The following is a 19709-nucleotide window of genomic DNA, read 5'->3' as shown; positions in this document are numbered from 1 at the left end:
TCGCCCCCGAGCCTAGGCGTCCGCCGGGCGGCGCGGTCGCCCGATGCGTACGGTGGCGGCCATGGACACATCGACGAGCTCCTTCGGCGACCTCCCCGTCCCGCCCCCGGAACCGCCCGTGCCGCCGCACCCGATCGGCGCGAGCGTCGTCCAGCGCAGCGTCCGCGTCTTCCCCGAGACGGGGCCGGCCGTGGGGTTCGCCGTGGGCGGGACCGTCCTTCAGGACGACGAGGATCTCATCGTGATGATGACCGCCCCCGGCTCCGGGACGGCCGGGCGCAGCGGCCCCCGCTCGGGGCCGAACGGGCGGCTCGTCGCGCCGGGGGACTGGGACGGGCGCTATGAGCTGGGGGCCTGGCGAGGGACCACCGTGGTGCGCGTGCATCGACCGGGGGAGCCCTGGTCGATCTGGCGCTGGCACGACGGCACGGACTGGACCCGGAGCTGGTACGGGAACCTCGAGGCGCCCTGGCGCCGCACCCCGCTGGGGTACGACATGCAGGACTGGGCGCTCGACGTCGTCGCGGAGGGGGACCCGGCCACCGAGGACTGGCAGGTGAGGATGAAGGACGAGGACGAGCTCGCCTGGTTCGTCGGCAACGGCACCGCGTCCCCGGAGATCGCCGAGCGGATCGCCGCGACCGGCCAGGAGCTGCGCGGCCTGCTCGAACGGCGCGAGGGTCTCGTCGGCGCGGACTGGGACCGATGGGCGCCCCCGTCGGACGCACTCCCGGTGGCGCTGCCGTCGGGGTGGCAGGAGCTCTCCCCGCGGCCCGGTCACTCCGTAGACTCGGCCGGGTGAGCCACGACACCGAAGACAACGAAGCCGTCCGCCGCGCCGTGATCCTCGCGCGGGGGCTCGGCACCCGGATGCGCCGCGAGGACGCGGACGCCGATCTCGACGAGGCGCAGGCGAGCGTCGCCGCGAGCGGGGTGAAGGCCCTGATCGACGTGGGCCGGCCGTTCCTGGACTACGTGCTCTCCACCCTCGCCGACGTCGGCATCACCGAGGTGTGCCTCGTGATCGGTCCCGAGCACGACGTGCTGCGGGAGTACGCCGCATCCCGCAGCGGCGGCCGGCTCACCGTCACCACCGCCGTCCAGGAGGAGCCGCGCGGCACGGCCGACGCCGTCGCCGCCGCCGCGGACTTCGCCGGTCACGAGCGGATCGTCGTGCTGAACTCGGACAACTTCTACCCGCGCGAGGCGCTCGAGGCGCTCGTCGCCGTGCAGGGCGCGGCCCTCGTCGGCTTCGACCGGGACGCCCTCGTCGCCGGCTCGAACATCGCCGAGGACAGGATCAGCGCCTTCGCCGTCGCCGCCGTGGACGAGCACCAGCAGCTGCGCAACATCATCGAGAAGCCGGACGAGGAGACCCTCGAGAACCTCGGCGGGGACTGCCCGATCTCGATGAACGCGTGGCTGTTCACCGCCTCGATCTTCGAGGCGTGCACGCGCATCGAGCCCTCCGTGCGCGGCGAGCTCGAGATCATCGACGCCGTGCGCCTGCTCATCAGCGAGGGGGAGCCGTTCACCGTCGTCCCCGTCGAGGCCGGGGTGCTCGACCTCTCCTCCCGGGCCGACGTCGCCGCCGTGGCCCGCGCGCTCGAGGGCGTGGAGGTGTCCCTGTGAGCACGGTCCTCGAGCAGCTGCGCCGCGAGGCGGAGGAGCCCACCCACGCGGACTGGTCCAGCCCGCGCACCGCGACCTGGTTCGTGCCCGGGCGCATCGAGGTGCTGGGCAAGCACACCGACTACGCGGGCGGCCGCTCCCTGCTCGCCGCCGTCGACCTCGGCCACACCGTGCGCGCCGTCGAGCGCACCGACCGCGAGCTGCACGTGACCAGCGCGCTCGCCGGCGATCCCGTCGTCGTCGACCTCGACGCCCCCGCCCGCCATCCCTCCCCGCCCGGGCACTGGGGCGGTTACGTGCGCACCGTCGTCGAGCGCCTCGAGACGAACTTCCCGGGCCGCCTGCGCGGCGCCGAGGTGCACGTGACCTCGACGCTCCCGCTCGCCGCGGGCATGTCCAGCTCCTCCGCGCTCGTGGTGGGCCTCGCCCTCGCCCTGCTCGACCTCGCCGGCGTGGCCGACGAGCCGCCCTTCACCACCGAGATCACGACCGACGAGCAGCTCGGCGAGTACCTGGGCTGCGTGGAGAACGGGCAGAGCTTCGGCTCGCTCGCGGGGGACCGCGGCGTGGGCACCTTCGGCGGCAGCGAGGACCACACGGCGATCCTCTGCGGCGTCGACGGCGCGCTCGTGCAGTACTCCTTCTGCCCCGTGCGGCGCGAGCGGGAGGTGGCGCTGCCCGCGGGGCTGTCCCTCGTGGTCGCCGTGAGCGGCGTGGACGCGGAGAAGACGGGCGCCGCCCTCGCGGACTACAACCGCATCTCCCTCGCCGCCCGCGAGATCGTCACCCGCTGGCAGCAGGCGACCGGCCGCACCGAGTCCACCCTCGCGGACGCCCTCGCGACCGGCCCTGCGGCGCTCTCCCGGCTGCGGGAGCTCGTGGGGGAGGACAGCCCGCTCACCGGCCGGCTCGAGCAGTTCGTCGCCGAGTCGGAGCGGATCGTGCCCGCCGCGGCGCTCGCCCTCGAGGACGGCGACCTCGCGGAGCTCGGCTCGCTCGTCGACGAGTCGCAGGCCGGCGCGGAGACGGGCCTCGGCAACCAGGTCCCCGAGACGGTGCGCCTGCAGCGCCTCGCCCGGGAGCTCGGCGCGCACGCCGCGAGCGCCTTCGGCGCCGGGTTCGGCGGCAGCGTGTGGGCCCTCGTCGGCCGTGCGGAGGCGACCGACGGGGCCGACGGGGCCGACGGTGCGGACGGGGTGCAGGCGGAGGAGTCCGCTGAGCAGTTCGCTGAGGATTTCGCTGAGCAGTTCGAGGAGCGATGGCTCGCCGCGTACCGCGAGGAGTTCCCCGAGGCCGGCGCCCGCGCCACGACGCTCGTCACCCGGCCCGGCCCCGGCGCGCACCGCCTCGACCCCGAGGAGTGAGCCCTGCGCGGAAGGGCCCGCTCGGCAGGGTGATCGCGGGGGCGGCTGTGCCACGATGAGCGCATGACCGCGCCCGTCCCCTCCCACCTGTCCTGGCCCGCCCCCGCCGCCGTCCTGCCCATCCGGGACCTGCGCCCGATCGTGGACCGCCTCAGCTCGATCGCGACCTCCCACGCGCAGGACGTCACCCTCCTGCCGGGCCTCGCGACCGGCGAGGAGGAGGTCGCCGCGGACCCGCCGCCCGCGCTCGAGCAGATTGTCGACGAGATCGGCGGCATCGAGGCCGGCGGATTGCGCGTGCTCGACCTCCTCGTCGAGGAGCGCGTGGACGTGGGCCCGTACACGCTGCTCGGCGAGCACACCACCTACTACCCCCTGTACGAGGGGGAGGACGTGGCCGTGGTGCTCACCCTCGACGACGCCGGGACCCCCGGCGCGGTGCACGGGATCGGCGAGGACCTCGCCCTGACCCTCGCCGCGGAGGACCTCGCCGGCTGGATGACCCAGGTGGCCGACGCGCTCGAGGCCGCCCTCGCGCAGCTCGACGCGCGCGTCGTGGAGCTGCACGGGGAGGACGCCGCCGGCAAGGACACCCTGCGCGCGGAGGTGCTCGGGGAGCTGCTCGAGCAGCACCTGCTGGCCGACGTCCTGGGCCTCGGCGCGGAGGAGGACCCGGAGCGGGAGGCCGCGCTCGCCGCCCGCGAGCTGCCGATCGTCGCGGCCGCCGATGCCGGCGCCGGCCCCCTGCCCACGCTGCCCGAGGGCGCGACCGCCGTCGCGGACCTGCGCGGTGCCCCGCTCGGCGCGCGCGTCGCCGTCATCGACGCGGAGCTGCCCGGGGACCCGCTGGACTGGCACGTCGCCTGGCGTGCGGGCGGTCGCGTGCTCGCCGTCGTCCCCGACTGAGCAGGACGGTCGGGGGAGGCGCCCGTCAGATCCGCCGGGGCCGCGAGGCCGTGACCCCGGCGGCGACGAGCGTAAGCACCGTGCCCGCGATCGTGAACGGCGTCAGATGGCCCGGCGCGGCGACCGCGTCGATCACGACGGAGCCGATGATCTGGCCGGCGATCGTGGACATCGCGAGGGTCAGCACGCCGAGCGGTCCCGCGAGATGCGCCGCGAGAGCGATGAAGGCGACGCCGATCGCCCCGCCCAGGTAGAGCAGCGGGTTCGCGGGCGGCGGCTGCGGCGCCCCCACGACCAGCACGTGCACGAGCGCGGCGATGACCAGGGCCGTGGTGCCGACGACGAAGTTGCCGAGCGTCGCGACCATGAAGTGGCCGCTGTGCTGGGAGACCCGGCCGTTGACCGCCTGCTGCAGCCCCATCGCGACGCCCGCGACCATCGGCAGGGCGAGCAGGTACCAGGGCGCGTCGGTCGCGATCCCGCCGGACATCGCCAGGGCCACCGAGGCGACCATGAGCAGAGCGCCCACGAGCCGGGTGGGCGTCAGGTGCCGCACCCCGCCGGGCCCCAGGCCCGTGCGGTCCACGACGAGCCCGGTGACCGTCTGCCCCGCGACGACGCACACGATGAACAGGGCCACGCCCACGAGACCCACGGTGAGGCCCTGGCCCAGCACGAAGGTCGCGCCGCCGAGGCCGCCGAGCGCGAGGTACCAGGGGAAGGCGCCGCTGCGCAGATCGCCCACGAAGGCCCGGGTGAGCGTGCGCACGCGCGGCAGGAACACGAGCAGCACGAGGATCAGCACGAGCCCCGAGCCGAAGGAGATCGCGGCCGCGACGAAGCCGTCGTCGAGGGAGGCGGCGAGGTCGGCGTTCAGCCGGGACTGGATCGCTCCGAGCACACCGCCGGCGACGGCCGCGGGCAGGGCCCAGCGCGGCACGTGGTGGTGGGGTGCGGGGGTCTCGGCAGGGGAGTCGCTCACGGCGGCCCACTGTATGCCCGGCGCGGGGGTGGCCGTGCAGGTGGTCCGCGCGTTCCGCAAGCCCCGGGGATGGGGAGTGCTCCCCATCGCCGGGGGAGCGGGACCGCCGCTACGGTGAGCGGGACCGGGGGACGACCAGGGCCGAGGCAGGGGAAGAGGACGGATGAGCACCTTCATCGGGGCGGACACGGAGGCGCTGCGCGCCTTCGGTGCGACGGTCTCGCGCCGGGCCGACGAGATCGACGGCCTGTACGCGCAGCTGCGCTCCGCGATCGACGGGACCGAGTGGACGGGCGAGGACGCGGACCGCTTCCGCGCGCGCTGGAGCGGGAGCGTGCGCGCCGGCCTCGAGGACAGCGCCGTCGAGCTGCGCCAGCAGGCCCGGCGGCTCCTGCACAATGCGGAGGAGCAGGACGCCTCCTCGGCGCCGGACGCCCCGGGCGGGGGCTCCGGGTCGGGCGGCGGCGGTGCGGGATCGGGTGCCGGTGGGGGCTCCGGTGTCGGTGGTGGTGCGGGAGCCGGCTCCGGTGGCGGCGGCGCGGCCGGAGGTTCCGGTGGTGGTTCCGGTGCCGGTGGCAGCGCGGCCGACGGCGGGGCGTCCGGTGGGGGAACGTCCGGCGGTGGGACGGCCGACGGCAAGGCGTCGGAGGAGGGCGCGCTCGCGGAGTTCTCCGAGGCCCTCGCCTCCGGCGACCCCGCGGCGATCCTCGATGCGCTGCTCGGCGACCGCGGCAGCCCGCTCCAGCAGGCGCTCGCCGAGCTCCTGGACACCCCGGAGGGCCAGGCGGGCCTGCTCGCGGGGCTGCTTGGCGGGCTCATCGGCTCCGCGCTGAGCGACATGCTCGGCGGAGGCATGGGCGGTGCGGGCGGCGAGGGACTGGACCTCGAGAGCTTCCTCGCGGGCGTGGGCGCCGGGATGGGGCTCGCGCAGCTCCTCTCCGGTGCGGGCGGCGGGCTCGGCAGTGATCTCGGGGCCGGGCTCGGGGCCGGGGACGCCCTGGGCATCGGCGACGAGCTCGGCGCCGGCGGGGGCGGCTGCACGGGCTCCGCGGGCGGCGGCTCTGCGGAGGGCTCCGCGGGCGGCGGCTCTGCGGAGGGCTCCGCCGGTGGGTCCTCGCAGGAGGGTGCGGGGTCCGAGGGATCCGGTGGCTCGGGCGGGGGCTCCGGTTCCGGTGGGGGCTCCGGCTCCTCCGGTGGTGGCTCGGGCGGCGGCTCCGGCTCCGGCGGTGCGGGCGACGGCGGCGGATCGGGCAGCGGGTCCGGCGGTGGCGCGTCCGGCGGCGCCGGCGGCGGAACCGCCGAGGGCGCCGGCCAGAGCGGCGGCAGCGTCGCCTCCCACGTCGGAGTCCGGACCGAGGAGGGCGGCATGAGCCTGCTCGAGCGGATCCTGCAGATGATGGGCGAGGCCATGGGCCCGGGCAGCTCCCGCGCCGGGGGCGCCGGGGCGGAGATCGGCCGCTCCTGAGCGTGCCCGGCCGGGTCTACCCTGGACCCGGCCGCGCGCACCCCCGCGGCCGCGCCGACAGGAGGAACCGATGACGTCCACGCCCGCCGTCCAGCCCGGCACCGACCAGGCCCGCCCCGAGGGCGCCGCACCCGCCCCGGTGCTGATCCTCGTCGAGGGCGCCTACGGTCCCGCCGCCGGCGGCGCACCGGACTTCCGCGAGGCGGACCCGTCGGCCGCGCAGCTCCTCATCACCGACTACGTCGCGACCCGCGGCGACGGGGTCTTCGAGACCCTCGGCGCTTTCGACGGCACCCTCGCGAACGTCGGCCCCCACCTGGACCGGCTCACCCGCAGCGCCGCCATGATCGACCTCGCGGGCCCCGACCACGACGTGCTCCGCGCCGCGCTCGAGGCGGCCGTCGCCGCCCACCCGCCGGTGCCCGAGCTGACCGTGCGCCTCTCGCTCACCCGCGGCGTCGAGGGCAGCGGCGTGCCCAGCTGCTGGATCCACGCCCGGGTCGCGGACGACTACGCCCCCGCCCGCGCCGGGCTGAGCGTCGTCTCCCTGGACCGCGGACTGCCCACCACCGCGCCGGCGTCGAGCCCCTGGCTGCTCGCGGGCGCCAAGACCCTCAGCTACGCGGTCAACATGGCCGTGCTGCGCGAGGCGCAGCGGCGCGGCGCGGAGGAGGTCCTCTTCGTCTCCTCCGAGGGCTACGCCCTCGAGGGGCCGACGTCGACCCTGCTCGTGCGACTCGGCGACCGCTACGTGACGACCCCGGTGGACGCGGGCGTGCTGCCCGGCACGAGCGTGGCCAGCGCGTTCGCCCTGCTGCGGGCCGAGGGCGCCGAGTGCGGCGAGGAGCTGCTGACCATCGAGCAGGTGCGCGAGGCCGACGGCGCCTGGCTGCTCTCCTCGGGCCGTCTCGCCGCGCCGATCACGCAGCTCGACGGCGTGGACCTGCCCGTGGACGCCGCGCTCACCGCCCGGCTCGGCGACGCGATCGCCGGCCGCGCCTGAGCGCGGAGGAGGAGGTCAGGCCCGCTCGAGCATCGCCCGGGCGAGGTCCGTGTCCACCACGAGCGTGTGGATCGCGCCAGAGCGCAGCACGCCGATGACACCCGGGGCCTTCTCCGCGCCCGCCGCGACCCCGAGCACCTCGGGGACCCGCAGCAGCTCGGAGAAGGTCACCGCGAGCACCCGCTGATCCGTGGGCGCGCCGAGCGGCACGCCGTCGCCGTCCACGAAGCGCCCGCACACGTCCCCCGCAGGGCGCTGGGCGAGGAAACGCTCGCGCTCCGCGGCGTCCAGGCGCATGAGCTCGACGATGTGCGGGGAGGAGTGCACCCCCGCGGAGCCGATGCCCACGAGGGCGAGCTCCACCTGCGCGGCCGCCTCGAGCACCGAGCCGATGCTCGACTCCCCGCGCAGCGTCGCGACCGCCGTCGCGGATTCGAGCACCGCCGGGGCGTAGAGCGTCTCCGCGCGGGCGCCGAGCCGCGAGGCGAGCGTGCGCAGCACCGACTCGCCCGCGTCGAGCTGGTCCAGGGCGCTGTGCCCGCCCACGAGCGGCAGCACCCGCGGGGCCGGCCGCAGGTGCAGGGACTCGAGCGCCGCGACGACGCTCTGGACCGTCTGCCCCCAGGAGACGCCGATGCTCCCCACCTGCGGCGCGCGCTGGGAGAGCAGCGCCGCGCCCTCGCGGGCCACCGCGTCGATCCCCGGGGTGCGGGGTGCGGAGACCACGTGCACCTCCCGCAGGGAGAACGCGGAGCGCAGCGCCGCCTCGAGCGTCTCGTCGCGGCGGGGCGGGCCGTCCGGGTCGTGGATCGTGATCTCGACGATCCCGCGGTCCCGCGCCTGCGTGAGGATGCGGGAGACGTTCGAGCGGGACAGCCCCAGCTCCTCCGCGACCTCCGTCTGCGAGCGGCCCAGCTCGTAGTAGAGGCGCGCCGCCCGGACGACGACGGCGGTGTCACGGGGCGCGGGCATCGGGGCTCCAGGGGATCGGCGCGGCGGGGACGGGCCCAGAGTACGCAGGGCTCCCCGTCGCGGCGCCGATGGTGCCAGAATCAGGGCACCGCCCGAGGCCAGACGAGGGAGAGCGATGCCGCCCACCGAACCGCGACCGGAACCCCCCGTGCCCGAGGGAGAGCTCGACATCGTCCTCGCGCTCAGCGGCCTGCGCGCCGCGGACGCCGAGGACGCCCTGCGCACCCTCGCCGCGCACCTGCTGGACGAGGGCTCCGTCGCCGAGGGCTTCCCCGCCGCGCTGCTCGAGCGGGAGCGCAGCTACCCCACGGGCCTGCCGACCCCGCTGCCCACCGCCATCCCGCACGCCGACCCGGCCTTCGTGCACCGGCCCGGCCTCGCGATCGCGACCCTCGCCGAGCCCGTCGACTTCGGCGAGATGGGCGGCGGCACGGGTGAGGACAGGGCGCCGCGCCGCCTGCCGGTGCGGCTGATCGCCATGCCGCTGCTCACCGACGCCCGCGCCCACCTGCGCGCCCTCCAGCACCTCATGGCGGTGCTGCGGGACGAGGCGCAGGTGACCCGGCTGCTCGACGCGGCCGACGACACCGATCTCGCCGGGCGCGCCTCGCGCCTGCTCGCCGGGGAGGAGGACGCATGAGCTCCCCGCGACTGGGCGTGAAGGCGCTCGTGGTCCGCGACGGCCACGTCCTCATGAACCAGGTCCTCACCACCGACGGCGAGGAGCTGTACGGGCCGCCCGGTGGCGGTCAGGAGCACGGCGAGACCCAGGAGCAGGCACTGCGGCGCGAGTGCCGCGAGGAGATCGGCGCCGACGTCGACGTCTTCCAGGTGGCCTGCGTGTACGAGGTGCAGCTGGGTCGGAGGATCGTCGACGGCGCCCCGATCCCGCCGTTCCACCAGGTCAACGTCGCCTACTGGTGCGGCCTCGCGGAGGGGGAGGAGCCGGGGCTGGGCACCGATCCCGATCCCGGCCAGGTGGGATCGGTGTGGCTGCCGATCGACCGGCTCCACGAGTACGACGTGCGCCCCCGGGAGCTGGGGGCCTGGCTGCAGGACGATCCCAGCAGCCGGCCCGTCGGCATCGGCCCCACCGCTCCCTGAGGACCGGACGGTCGGAGTTTCCTGGGAGCGTTCCCGCCGGCGTGGCTAGGGTGGATCCCGTACCTGCTGATCACCATCGACGTTCACGGAGGACACCCCCATGACCACGACGCCCCGCATCGATTTCCACGACGGCCGCTCCATCCCGCAGCTCGGCTTCGGCGTGTGGCAGGTGGGGAACGACGAGGCCGCCGAGGTGGTGGGCACCGCCCTCGAGACCGGGTTCCGCCACATCGACACCGCCCGCGGCTACAACAACGAGCAGGGCGTGGGCCGCGCGCTCGCCGCCTCCTCGCTGGCCCGCGACGACATCTTCGTGACCTCGAAGTGCCCCAACCAGGACCAGGGCCGCGACGCGACCCTGCGCTCCTTCGACGCGACCATGGCGGATCTGGGCCTCGACGAGCTTGACCTCTACCTCATCCACTGGCCCGCGCCCGGCAAGGGCCTCGCCGTGGAGACCTGGAAGGCCTTCGTCGAGCTCCACGAGCAGGGCCGCATCCGGTCGATCGGCGTCTCCAACTTCCGCGCCGAGGACCTCGAGAAGCTCGAGGCGGAGACCGGCGTGCTGCCCGTCCTCAACCAGATCGAGCTGCACCCCTACTTCACCCAGCCCGAGCTGCGCGAGCTGCACCGGAGCAAGGGCATCGTCACCGAGTCCTGGTCGCCGCTCGGCCAGGGCGGCGGCGAGCTCGAGGACCCGGTGATCGGCGCGATCGCCCAGGCGCACGGGGCGAGCCCGGCGCAGGTGATCCTCGCCTGGAACCTCGCGCTCGGGAACGTCGTCATCCCGAAGTCCGTCACCCCGGAGCGCATCGCCCAGAACCTCGCCTCCCTCGACGTGGAGCTCACCGAGGAGGAGATCGCGCAGATCAGCGCCCTCCACAAGGGCGAGGACGGCCGCCAGGGCCCGAACCCCAGCGAGTTCGGCGGCCACCAGGGCGCCTGAGCCGCGAGCAGCATCCGCAGCACCGAGAGCCAGGAGGATCAGATGAGCGAGAACCCGTACGACGAGGTCACCACCGACGGCGGCGAGGACCGTCCCGACGTCGACCGCGACTTCACCGGCCCCGACGGCGTCCAGGACGCCGACGCGATCCTCGAGCTCGAGCGCGAGCGGGACGCCGAGGAGCGCACCGACTCCGCCGCGGACTTCCCCGTCGAGCTCGGCGAGGAGGACGTGGCCGCCGCGGAGCAGGGCAACCGTGACGGCGACGAGATGGTCGCCGAGGGCGAGGACCCGCGCGAGGTCGCCGAGCTCGACGGCGACGACGAGGACGTCGACGCCTTCGAGGACGAGCCCTTCACCGAGGACGACCCGCTGCGCCGCGAGCGCTGAGCGGCCCTCGGCCACACCGATGGCACCCCAGGGAGCATGACCCGACCGGCATGCTCCCTGGGGTGCCATTTCTTCGCGGGTGCGGGCCCGTCGGCCGTAGGGTCGAGGCATGAGCGCCGAGGGAGCGGGAGAGCTGATCCATGTCGCGGCACCGCCGGGCACGGGCAAGAGCACCGTGCTTCCCCACCTCATCGCGCTGGCCCGAGGCTCCGCTGTCGTCGCCGACATCGACGAGGTGCTCGAGGACGGGGCCCTGCTGGGCGTCCGGATCGCCGACCCGTCCGCGGCACCGGTCTGGCCGGCCTACGACCGCCACTGGGAGCGGATCACCGCCCTGGTGACGCGCGCAGGGTTCGACATGGTGCTCCTCGTGCAGGTGCCGGACGAGCTCCCGCCGCCCGATCAGGTCACGGTCCTCGGCTGGGAGATCGACGACGCCGCCCGGGCATCCCGGCTCCGTGGCCGCGGCGAGCCGGAGTCGCTCGTCGCCGATGCGCTCTCGGACGCCGCCGCGCTCCGCGAGCTCCTGCCGCCGGCGTCGATCGTCCGCACCGAGGGTGACACGTCGCCGCAGGACTGCGCCCGCCTCCTCTGGGAACGGGTGGAGCGTCTTCTCCGCGGGCCCGTCGGCCGTAGGGTCGAGCCATGAGCGCCGAGCCCCTGCCCACCGCCGCCGCGAGCACCGAGGAGCACGTGGCCGTGTGCCTGCTGGACGGGGCGGGCCGCGTGCTGCACGAGCAGGATGCGGACCGTGCCTTCTACGCGGCGAGCACGATCAAGCTGCACGTCCTGCTCGCCGCGCTGCAGGCGGCGCAGGGCGGCGCGCTCGACCTCGACGACGAGGTCCCCGCGACGCGCGGCTTCGTCGGTGCCGACGGCCGCCCCTTCACCCTGGGCGGTGACCACCTCGACCCCACGCACCCGGCCGAGGGGGCGCCGATCGCGGTGCGGGAGCTGCTCGTGCGGATGATCGACCGCTCGAGCAACGAGGCGACGGACCACACCGTGGCCCTGCTCGGCGGCGGCGTCGGCGCACCCCCGGAACAGGGCCTCGCCGCTGTCGCCGGCACCATCGCGCGCCTGGGCCTCGCGGCGACGCGCGTGGAGCGGCTCATCGGGGACGCCTCCGCGATCACGGCGGGCGCCACGAACGAGACCTCCGCCCGGGACCTCGCCCGCACCGTGCACGCCCTCGCCGGGGACCCCGACCTGCTCGGCGACGACGCGCGCACGCTCGCGCTGGACGCCCTGCGCGCCCAGCGGATCCGCGTGATCACCACCGTGCTGCGGGACGGCGTGGACGCCGGCTCGAAGACGGGATGGGTGGAGGGCTACCGTCACGACGTCGCCGTGATCGGCGAGGCGGGCTCGCCCGAGCGGCGCGTGCTCGCCGTGCTCACCTCCGGGCTGCCGCAGGACGAGGCCGATGCACGGATCGTCGCAGCGGCGCGGGAGCTGTTGCCGCAGGACGTGCTGCGGCCCGCCTGACCAGGGGAACGGCGCTCTCAGCCCACGGTCGCGGCGGCGGCGATGTCGACGAGGTCCTGCTCCATGACCTTCCGCGTCGCGGCGAGACCGATCCGGCCGAGGAGACCGCTGATCAGCCCGCGCAGCCCCGGGCGCTCGGGAGCGTCCGCCCCGAAGACCATGGCCAGCTCGGTGCGGCCCCCGGGGCGCTCGGTGAGCGTGAAGACCGTGCGATAGGTGACCTCGCCCTGCTCGGCCGTCACGACGGTGCGCCGCTCGGGCCGCACCTCCGCCACGACCATCTCCTCGGTGGCGCGCATGCCGAGCATGCGGCGCGTCTCCCGCCAGCGCAGGCCCACCGCGTACGGGCCGGGGGTGAGCACCTCCACCGCCTCGATCCCGGAGAGGTGCGACGCGGCGCCCTCGATGTCCGTCAGCACCGCCCAGACCGCGGCGGGCGGCGCGTCGACGAGCTGGGTCAGGCGGATCTCCGGTGACGTCATGGGCGCCAGTGTAGGGACCGGACAGGGCCCGCGGACGGTCGATGACCGGCCACGGGCCCCGTGCGTCCCTGCCCCGGGTCAGCCGGCGAGCGGGACGCGGCGGGCGCCCGCGTACTCGCCGTCCGTGTCGTACTCCTCGAGGGACATGATCTCGACGCTGCGGGACGCGTTCGGCGCCTGCATGATCATCCCGTCGCCCACGTACATGGCGACGTGGCGGATCGAGGTCGCGCCCGGCTCCGTCAGGAAGAACACCAGGTCACCGCGCTGAAGATCCTCGCGGGCGACCTCCTCGAGGCCCGAGTCCTTCATCTGCGGCCCGGCATCGCGGTTCAGCGTGATGCCGTGGTGGTGGAAGAGCGTGTACGTGAACCCGGAGCAGTCGAAGCCCCACGCGCTCACGCCCGCCCACAGGTAGCGCAGGCCCAGGAACCGCTCACCGGTCGCGATGACCTCGTCGGCCGTGGGCAGCGGCGGCGTCTCGCCCGGCTCGCGGACGACGACGTCGGCCGCGGGGAGGTAGGCGGGCTCGCCGCCGGGGACGGCGACCTGCACCGCCTTCGCGGTGCGCTTCAGCACCGGCAGGACCGTGTCGAAGGAGACGGGGATCCCCGGGTGGTTGCCCGACGGGGTGCCGCTGAGGCGGCTGGTCAGCGCGGTCACGGTCGCCGTCGGCGCCGATGCGGCGAGCTCGAGGAACTCAGGATCGGGGACGAGCTGCGCGAGCGGCACCCAGCCGGGGTAGCCGCGCTCGTCGCGCGGGGTGGGCTGCGCGGTGACGACCACGTGCGCCCAGTCGTCGTCGACCTCGTCGACGATCACGCGGCTGCCGAGCACCGCCTGGGACTCGAGCTCGCCGGTGAGCCAGCGCCGCGTCTCCGTGTCCTGCATGTTCGCGTTCCACGCGTCGAGGTCCACGGGGTTCGTGAGGGACGGGTCGTCGATGCCGGGCCGGTTCGTGCGCGGATCGACCCAGAGCGTGGCCGCGGAGACTGCGACGACGGCCTCCTCCCCGGCGCGGGGAGCGCGGGTGGTGGTCGCCGACGGGGCCGTGGTGGCCGACGGGGCCGCGAGGGCGCTCGAGGCGCCGGCGGCGGTCGCGAGGCCGGCCGCGCCGAGGCCCGCGGCGCCGAGCGCGGCGGCGCGCAGACCGGCACGGCGGGAGAAGCCGGCGTCGGTGCCGGTCAGGGGACGGGTGCTGCGGGGAGTGCTGTCGTTCGGGGACATGAGAGGTCCTTCCGGTGAGGCCGCGGCGGGGGGTCCGCCGCGGCGGGGGTCGGGATGAGGTCCGGGTTCCAGGTCCTGCGGGAGGGGGTCAGTGCTCACCCCCGTCAGGGTCGCTCGACGGGTCCAGGAGGTCGAGGCCCAGCCCGGGGCCGCCCAGCAGGCGGAGACGAGCGCCGTCCTGGGCGTAGCCGCCGCCGGGCAGGGGGGAGGCGAACCAGGCGGGCGGGTCGAGGTCGATGAGCGTGATCGCCGGGTGCGCGACGGCGAGGTGCGCGGCCGCCGTGATCGAGATCCGCGGCTCCATCATCGCGCCGATCATGCAGGTCAGACCCGCCTCCTGGGCGACGTCGGCGATGGCGAGCGCCTCCCGGACCCCGCCCGTCTTCGCGAGCTTGATGTTGAGGAGGTCCGCGGCGCCCGCGTCGACGAGACGGCGCGCGTCGGCCGCCGTCCACACGGCCTCGTCGGCCATGATCGGCAGACCCACCGCGGCCCGCACCCGGGCGAGGCCGTCGACGTCCGCGGCCGGGACCGGCTGCTCGACGAGGTCGATGGGCAGGGCGTCCGCCTCGAGCCCGGTGAGGATGCGGATCGCCTCCTCGGGGCTCCAGCCCTGGTTCGCGTCCAGGCGCAGGCGCACCCCGGGAGCCGCCTCGAGGACCGCGTCGAGCCGCCGACGGTCCTCCTCCGGGTCGCGGCCCAGCTTGATCTTGAGGATCTGCTCGCCGGTGTCCACGGCCTCGCGGGCGCGCCGCGCCATGACCTCCGGCTCCTCGAGGGAGACGGTCATGTCGTTGAGCAGCTCGCCCTCCGTGGAGCCGCCCAGCAGCTCCACGAGCGGGACCCCGGCGGCGCGGGCGGCCGCGTCGTGCAGGGCGACGTCGAGCGCGGCCTTCGCGCTCGTGGCCCCGGCCACGCGCGACGGCCCCGTCGGGCCTGTCGTGTCCGTCGCCGCGATGAGCGCGGCGAGCTCCGGCAGGGTGCCGCGGGCCCCGGTGAGGGCCGCGCCGAGCGGGCCCGTGAGCGCCTCATGGATCGTGGCGGCGGACTCGCCCGTGACCGCGACGGTCTCCGCCGCGGAGCCCTGGCCGACGACGCCGCCGTCGAGCTCCACCTCCGCGACGACGAAGGCGACCGAGTCGGTGCGGCGGGCGGCGGTGACGAAGGGGCGCAGCAGCGGGGAGCGGTGGCGGTGCGCGCGCACCGCCACCACGTGCAGGGGAGCGGCGTGGGAGTGGTCGTCGATGCTCACAGCGCGGACATCACCTGCGCCGCGATGAGCCCCACGAAGGTGCCGATGAACGAGCCGATCAGCGCGAACAGCACGCCCACGGGCACCAGCTGCCGGTTGAAGGCGCTCGCCACGACCGGCGCGGAGGCGATGCCGCCGATGTTCGCCGTCGAGGCGACGGCGAGGGAGAACAGCTCGACCTTCGCGATCTTCGCGTAGACCAGCATGATCGCGATGTGCACGACGAGCACGAGGGCGCCCATCAGCAGGTACAGCGGCGCCTCGGTGATCGCGGAGAAGTCGGAGCCCGAGGCGATCTGGCCGATCACCACGAACAGCATGAGGCTCGCGATCTCGCTGGACCCGGCCGTCGTGCCGAGCGGCGTGAGCGCCACGACGAGGCCCAGCACGGAGACGATGAGGATCGACCAGGTGGTGCCGTTGACGACCGCGCCGAACTCCGGCAGCAGGCCGCCGATCCAGATCGAGAGCGTCGAGACGAAGATGGCGCCGAAGGCGACGATCGCGAGGGAGGTGCCGGTGATCGGCTTCTTCTCCTCCTCAGCGGCGCCCGCGTGCACGTCGAGGTAGGCGGTGTTCGCCTTCGTCCAGCGGTTGAAGCGCGGCGAGATCGCGACCGAGGCGAACATGAGCATGAGCCACACCGAGTACATGATCGTGTCGGTGATCAGGGCGTAGCCGAAGATGTTCTCCGGCGCCTGCAGGATGTCCTGCACGGCGACCATGTTGGCGCTGCCGCCGGTCCAGGAGGCCAGCAGCGCGCCCAGCACCTTCCACGCCTCGGGGTGCAGGGCTCCCTGGAACAGGGCGTACACGAGCACCATGCCGATGAACAGGGACGCGGAGGCGACGAACATCGTCAGCAGGAGCTTGGGGCCGAGCTTGATGATCTTGCGCAGGTCGCAGCCGAAGAGGAACAGGAAGATCATCGCCGGCAGCAGGACGTTCTTGACCTCGGTGATGGGGGCGCGGGTCGCCTCGTCCTGACCGAACACGCCGATCGAGTTGAGGGTGGCGCACAGCAGGTACATCAGCACCATGCCGGGGACGTACTTGAACAGCTTCCAGCCGGTGGTGCGTTCCAGGAAGATGAGCACGCACGACAGTCCGAGCAGGACGCCGAGCATGAGCAGGCCGTCGGTGATCACGGGGACTCCTCAGAGGGGGGAAGGGCTCCGACCGGTTCCGGGGACAAAAAAATCGGAAGCATCGCACAGGGCGCCGCGAGGGCGCGCTGCGGATGCTTCCGACGGGTTCCGGTTCGGTGAGGTCCCGGGCGGACGGAGCGGATATGCGGTTGTGGTCAGACGGAGGAGCCGGCCGCCAAGTCGCGGTACTTCGCTGCTGCGCTGCGCACGGAGGCGGCGAGCGCCCGCTGCGAGGAGCCGTGGTACCTGTCGGTGATGGTTCCCACCAGGGCGTCGTCGTCGAGGAGGGAGCGCCCCACCAGGAGCTCCCGCACGAACTCGATCGTCAGCGGGAGGGTGGCGGAGCAGTCCGCAGCTCGTATGACGTGGGTCTCAGTATCGACGACGAGGCCCACGAAGAACAAACCCCACTGCGTCGTGATCGGATTGTTGCTCGGCGCCTTGGCCTCGCCGGTCAGATAGATCGTGGTCCCCATCCCGCGAGTCTATGCAGGTCCGAGACTGTCCAGTCCTGTCCCGTCCCGTCCCGTCCCGGCTTCGCCTGGCCTCGCCTGGCCTCGCCCGCGTCGTCCCATGGCACCTCAGGAACTCTTGGCACCTGAGAGAGCATCAGCGGCTCAGGATGCTCTCTCAGGTGCCACGATCTCCGTGCCGCTCGCTCGCGCACCGGCGGGCAGGAGAGGGCGCGGGGTCGCCGGGGCACCGGGGCGCCGGGGTACCAGTTCAGCGAGGTGCTGGGTCGCCGTGACACCGGCTGCCAGCGCACCAGGGTGCCGGATCACCGGGGCAGCGGTGTGCCAGGACATCGGATCGCCGGGTTGTCCGGGGCCTGCGGGGGTGTTGTCGTGGCGTTCCAGGCGTGGCCGATTTTTGAGCCATAGCCCTGGCCCCCAGGCCCTTGGCTCGTTTTCAGGCCATCTCTGGAGCGTCCCGGCACAGGCACAGGCACAGGGCTCGGCGCCGACGGCGGCACGGGCATCAGCATCGGGCGCGGAAATCAACACTGGCTCTGGCTCTGGCTCTGGCTTTGGCTTTGGCTTTGGCTTTGGCTTTGGCTTTGGCTTTGGCTTTGGCTTTGGCTTTGGCTTTGGCTCAGGCACTGGCACTGGCACTGGCACTGGCACTGGCACTGGCACTGGCACTGGTGCTGGTGCTGGTGCTGGTGCTGGTGCTGGTGCTGGTGCTGGTGCTGGTGCCGGTGCTCGACCGTGCCCGGGAGTCCTGCCATGTCAACCGGCGCGGATCGCGCCGGCCGGACGTTCCAGCAGGACGGTGCGGAAGGTCGGGAAGTCCTTCGCGCCCACCTCGGTGAAGCCGAGCGGCAGGTAGTAGGGGAGGAGATGCGGCGCGCAGTCCAGGCGCAGCAGTCGTCGGGACCGACGCTCGGCCTCCGCCTCGGCGAGGTCGAGCACCAGTGCGCCCAGGCCTCGGCCGGAGGCAGCCGGATCGGTCATGAGCCCGTGCGCGTAGAGCGCGGGCTCCGCGGCGCGCTCGTGCTCGCCCCAGAACAGCGGGTCCGCGTCGACCAGGCGCACCGCGGCCTCGAACGCGCCGGGGCCCGTCGGCCCACCGGCGTCGAGGGCGTGCCACTCGGCGCGGCCCACCTCGGCATGGATCCGGGTGTCGTCGAGCGAGCCGACCGCCCACTGCACCACGCCCCGACGCTCCATCCACCGCTCCCGTGCACGACGCATCGCCGCGAGGCGAGGCACGTCGGCGGGGGAGCAGCGGCGCAGGGAGGCGGTCCTCTCCGCCGGCGTCACAGGGGCAGGCGCACGTAGGTCTTCTCGAGGTACTCGTCGAGCCCCTCGTGCGAGCCCTCACGGCCGAGGCCCGACTCCTTCACCCCGCCGAAGGGGGCGGCGGCGTCGGAGGCCACGCCGAGGTTCACGGCGACCATGCCGGACTCGATGCGGCCCGCGACCGCGGTGACCTCGGCGAGGTCGGAGCCGGCGACGTAGCTCATGAGCCCGAACTCGGTGCGGTTCGCGGCGCGGACCATCTCATCCACGTCGTCCATCACGGTGATCGGGGCGACCGGTCCGAAGATCTCCTCGCGGTGCACGCGCGCCTCGGGCGGGACGTCCGCGAGGACCGTCGGCAGGTAGTAGTAGCCGCCCTCGCAGCCCTCCGGCAGCTCCTCCGGGGTGGGGCGTCGGCCGCCCGCGAGGACCCGGGAGCCGCGGTCCACGGCGTCGGCGACGAGCTCCTCGATCTTCTCGAGCGCCTTCTCCTCGATCATCGGGCCCATCGTCGTGCCCTCCGCGATCCCCGGCCCCACCTGCAGGGCCGTCGTGCGCTCGGCGAGGCCCGCGGTGAACTCCTCCGCCACCGAGGAGTGCACGTAGAAGCGGTTCGCGGCCGTGCAGGCCTCACCGTTGTTGCGGAACTTCGCCGGCACGGCCGCCTCGAGCGCCGCCGCGGGATCCGCGGAGGGCAGCACGAGGAAGGGCGCGTTCCCGCCCAGCTCCATCGACGCCTTCAGCACGTGCTCCGCCGCCTGGCCCAGCAGGGTGCGGCCCACCCCCGTGGAGCCCGTGAAGGAGACCTTGCGCAGGCGCGGATCCGCCATGAGCGTGCTCGAGAGGCCCGTCGAGTCGGAGGTGACCACGGCGTTCACGGCACCGCGGGGCACGCCGGCGTCGGCGAGGATCTGCATCAGCGCGAGGCTCGTGAGCGGTGTGAGCGAGGCGGGCTTGAGCACGACGGTGCACCCGGCCGCGAGGGCCGGGGCGATCTTGCGGGTGCCCATCGAGAGCGGGAAGTTCCACGGCGTGATCGCGAGGACGGGGCCGACGGGCCGGACGGTCGTGAGGATCGCGTGGTCCGCGGCGGGCGCCCGACGGAACTCGCCGCCCGCGCGCACGGCCTCCTCCGCGAACCAGCGCAGGAACTCCGCCCCGTAGACGACCTCGCCGCGGGCCTCCGCGAGCGGCTTGCCCATCTCGAGGGTCATGAGCAGGGCGAGGTCCTCCGCCCGCTCGTGGCACAGCGTGTAGGCGCGCTGCAGGATCTCGGCGCGCTCGCGGGACGTGGTCGCGGCCCACTCCGCCTGGGCGGCGGCCGCGGCGTCGAGGGCGCGCAGGCCCACCGTGGGGGCGTCGGCATCGACGACCTGGGTGAGGGGGCGGCCGGTCGCGGGGTCGACGACGTCCAGCGCGGGCGTGCCGCCCAGGAACGCGCCGTCCACGAAGGAGCTGCGGGGCGTGCGCTCGAGGAGCTCGGCGATGCGGGCGGGGCTGACGGCGGTGGTCACGGTGCTCTCCTCCGGGACGGGATCGGGCGGACGCCTCCATCCTGCACCCATGACGGCCTGCGCGTCGGACCGCGTGGGAGGTCGGTGGT

Annotated in this window: 21 protein-coding genes; 12 read left to right on the top strand and 9 right to left on the bottom strand. The window is 74.5% G+C overall.

All coding sequences use genetic code 11. The annotated features are described in order from the left end of the window. Positions 1 to 61: 61 nt before the first annotated feature. The 4 genes from NLU66_RS01040 to NLU66_RS01025 all read left to right on the top strand — a co-directional run bounded on the left by NLU66_RS01040 (position 62) and on the right by NLU66_RS01025 (position 3902). Positions 62 to 802, top strand: a complete 741-nt coding sequence (locus NLU66_RS01040; RefSeq protein WP_259361106.1) for a DUF402 domain-containing protein — start codon at positions 62 to 64, stop codon at positions 800 to 802. Beyond that, positions 799 to 1632 carry a sugar phosphate nucleotidyltransferase gene (locus NLU66_RS01035; RefSeq protein ID WP_259361105.1) on the top strand — a complete coding sequence of 278 codons (834 nt, stop codon included), beginning with the start codon at positions 799 to 801 and terminating at the stop codon, positions 1630 to 1632. The genes NLU66_RS01040 and NLU66_RS01035 overlap by 4 nt, the downstream gene beginning before the upstream one ends. Then, on the top strand, positions 1629 to 2996 hold the full coding sequence (locus NLU66_RS01030; RefSeq protein ID WP_259361104.1) for a galactokinase family protein: 1368 nt from the start codon (positions 1629 to 1631) through the stop codon (positions 2994 to 2996). Before NLU66_RS01035 ends, NLU66_RS01030 begins: the two co-directional genes overlap by 4 nt. A gap of 63 nt (positions 2997 to 3059) precedes the next feature. Further along, positions 3060 to 3902, top strand: coding sequence for a hypothetical protein (locus tag NLU66_RS01025; protein ID WP_259361103.1), 843 nt, complete (start codon positions 3060 to 3062; stop codon positions 3900 to 3902). A gap of 25 nt (positions 3903 to 3927) precedes the next feature. Here NLU66_RS01025 and NLU66_RS01020 read toward each other — a convergent pair whose 3' ends face one another. After that, positions 3928 to 4884, bottom strand: a complete 957-nt coding sequence (locus NLU66_RS01020; RefSeq protein WP_259361102.1) for a DMT family transporter — start codon at positions 4882 to 4884, stop codon at positions 3928 to 3930. Between the two features lie 163 nt (positions 4885 to 5047). Here NLU66_RS01020 and NLU66_RS01015 point away from each other — a divergent pair, with 163 nt between their 5' ends. Further along, positions 5048 to 6349: a WXG100 family type VII secretion target gene (locus NLU66_RS01015; RefSeq protein WP_259361101.1), complete on the top strand. Its 1302-nt coding sequence runs from the start codon at positions 5048 to 5050 to the stop codon at positions 6347 to 6349. A 70-nt stretch (positions 6350 to 6419) separates the two neighbouring features. After that, positions 6420 to 7352: an aminotransferase class IV gene (locus NLU66_RS01010; protein ID WP_259361100.1), complete on the top strand. Its 933-nt coding sequence runs from the start codon at positions 6420 to 6422 to the stop codon at positions 7350 to 7352. Between the two features lie 15 nt (positions 7353 to 7367). Here NLU66_RS01010 and NLU66_RS01005 read toward each other — a convergent pair whose 3' ends face one another. Next, on the bottom strand, positions 7368 to 8324 hold the full coding sequence (locus NLU66_RS01005) for a sugar-binding transcriptional regulator (protein WP_259361099.1): 957 nt from the start codon (positions 8322 to 8324) through the stop codon (positions 7368 to 7370). 148 nt (positions 8325 to 8472) lie between these two features. On the opposite strand from NLU66_RS01005, the gene NLU66_RS01000 reads away from it, so the two are divergent. From NLU66_RS01000 to NLU66_RS00975, 6 genes are all read left to right on the top strand, one after another. Then, positions 8473 to 8964: a PTS sugar transporter subunit IIA gene (locus tag NLU66_RS01000; protein ID WP_259361098.1), complete on the top strand. Its 492-nt coding sequence runs from the start codon at positions 8473 to 8475 to the stop codon at positions 8962 to 8964. Next, on the top strand, positions 8961 to 9428 hold the full coding sequence (locus NLU66_RS00995) for an NUDIX domain-containing protein (RefSeq protein WP_259361097.1): 468 nt from the start codon (positions 8961 to 8963) through the stop codon (positions 9426 to 9428). Before NLU66_RS01000 ends, NLU66_RS00995 begins: the two co-directional genes overlap by 4 nt. Before the next feature lie 100 nt (positions 9429 to 9528). Beyond that, positions 9529 to 10377, top strand: a complete 849-nt coding sequence (locus NLU66_RS00990; RefSeq protein ID WP_259361096.1) for an aldo/keto reductase — start codon at positions 9529 to 9531, stop codon at positions 10375 to 10377. A 42-nt stretch (positions 10378 to 10419) separates the two neighbouring features. Continuing rightward, complete coding sequence (locus tag NLU66_RS00985) at positions 10420 to 10767, top strand: hypothetical protein (RefSeq protein WP_259361095.1); 348 nt, start codon at positions 10420 to 10422, stop codon at positions 10765 to 10767. 109 nt (positions 10768 to 10876) lie between these two features. Then, positions 10877 to 11416, top strand: coding sequence for a hypothetical protein (locus NLU66_RS00980; RefSeq protein WP_259361094.1), 540 nt, complete (start codon positions 10877 to 10879; stop codon positions 11414 to 11416). Next, on the top strand, positions 11413 to 12255 hold the full coding sequence (locus tag NLU66_RS00975) for a class A beta-lactamase-related serine hydrolase (protein WP_259361093.1): 843 nt from the start codon (positions 11413 to 11415) through the stop codon (positions 12253 to 12255). Before NLU66_RS00980 ends, NLU66_RS00975 begins: the two co-directional genes overlap by 4 nt. A 17-nt stretch (positions 12256 to 12272) precedes the next feature. Here the strand turns inward: NLU66_RS00975 and NLU66_RS00970 are convergent, their stop codons facing one another. The 7 genes from NLU66_RS00970 to NLU66_RS00940 form a co-directional block, all read right to left on the bottom strand. Next, positions 12273 to 12737 (bottom strand): SRPBCC family protein, encoded by a 465-nt coding sequence (locus NLU66_RS00970; RefSeq protein WP_259361092.1) that lies wholly within the window; start codon positions 12735 to 12737, stop codon positions 12273 to 12275. A gap of 78 nt (positions 12738 to 12815) precedes the next feature. Then, positions 12816 to 13964: a C40 family peptidase gene (locus tag NLU66_RS00965; protein ID WP_259361091.1), complete on the bottom strand. Its 1149-nt coding sequence runs from the start codon at positions 13962 to 13964 to the stop codon at positions 12816 to 12818. A gap of 88 nt (positions 13965 to 14052) precedes the next feature. Next, a complete protein-coding gene (locus NLU66_RS00960) occupies positions 14053 to 15216 on the bottom strand; it encodes a dipeptide epimerase (protein WP_259361090.1) in 1164 nt (387 codons plus the stop codon). After that, the gene (locus tag NLU66_RS00955; RefSeq protein WP_259361089.1) at positions 15213 to 16364 is read right to left on the bottom strand and encodes a DUF819 domain-containing protein; all 1152 of its coding nucleotides are present in this window, start codon (positions 16362 to 16364) and stop codon (positions 15213 to 15215) included. Before NLU66_RS00955 ends, NLU66_RS00960 begins: the two co-directional genes overlap by 4 nt. 155 nt (positions 16365 to 16519) lie before the next feature. Further along, positions 16520 to 16840, bottom strand: a complete 321-nt coding sequence (locus NLU66_RS00950; protein WP_259361088.1) for a DUF3870 domain-containing protein — start codon at positions 16838 to 16840, stop codon at positions 16520 to 16522. A gap of 753 nt (positions 16841 to 17593) precedes the next feature. Next, positions 17594 to 18034, bottom strand: coding sequence for a hypothetical protein (locus tag NLU66_RS00945; protein WP_259361087.1), 441 nt, complete (start codon positions 18032 to 18034; stop codon positions 17594 to 17596). An 89-nt stretch (positions 18035 to 18123) separates the two neighbouring features. Then, positions 18124 to 19620, bottom strand: coding sequence for an NAD-dependent succinate-semialdehyde dehydrogenase (locus NLU66_RS00940; RefSeq protein WP_416232171.1), 1497 nt, complete (start codon positions 19618 to 19620; stop codon positions 18124 to 18126). Positions 19621 to 19709 lie beyond the last annotated feature (89 nt).

It is taken from the genome of Brachybacterium sp. NBEC-018 (genome assembly GCF_024860185.1).
Taxonomy (GTDB): Bacteria; Actinomycetota; Actinomycetes; order Actinomycetales; family Dermabacteraceae; genus Brachybacterium; species Brachybacterium rhamnosum.
Note: the sequence above shows the minus strand (reverse complement) of the source record. Positions and strands in the feature narration are given on the sequence as shown.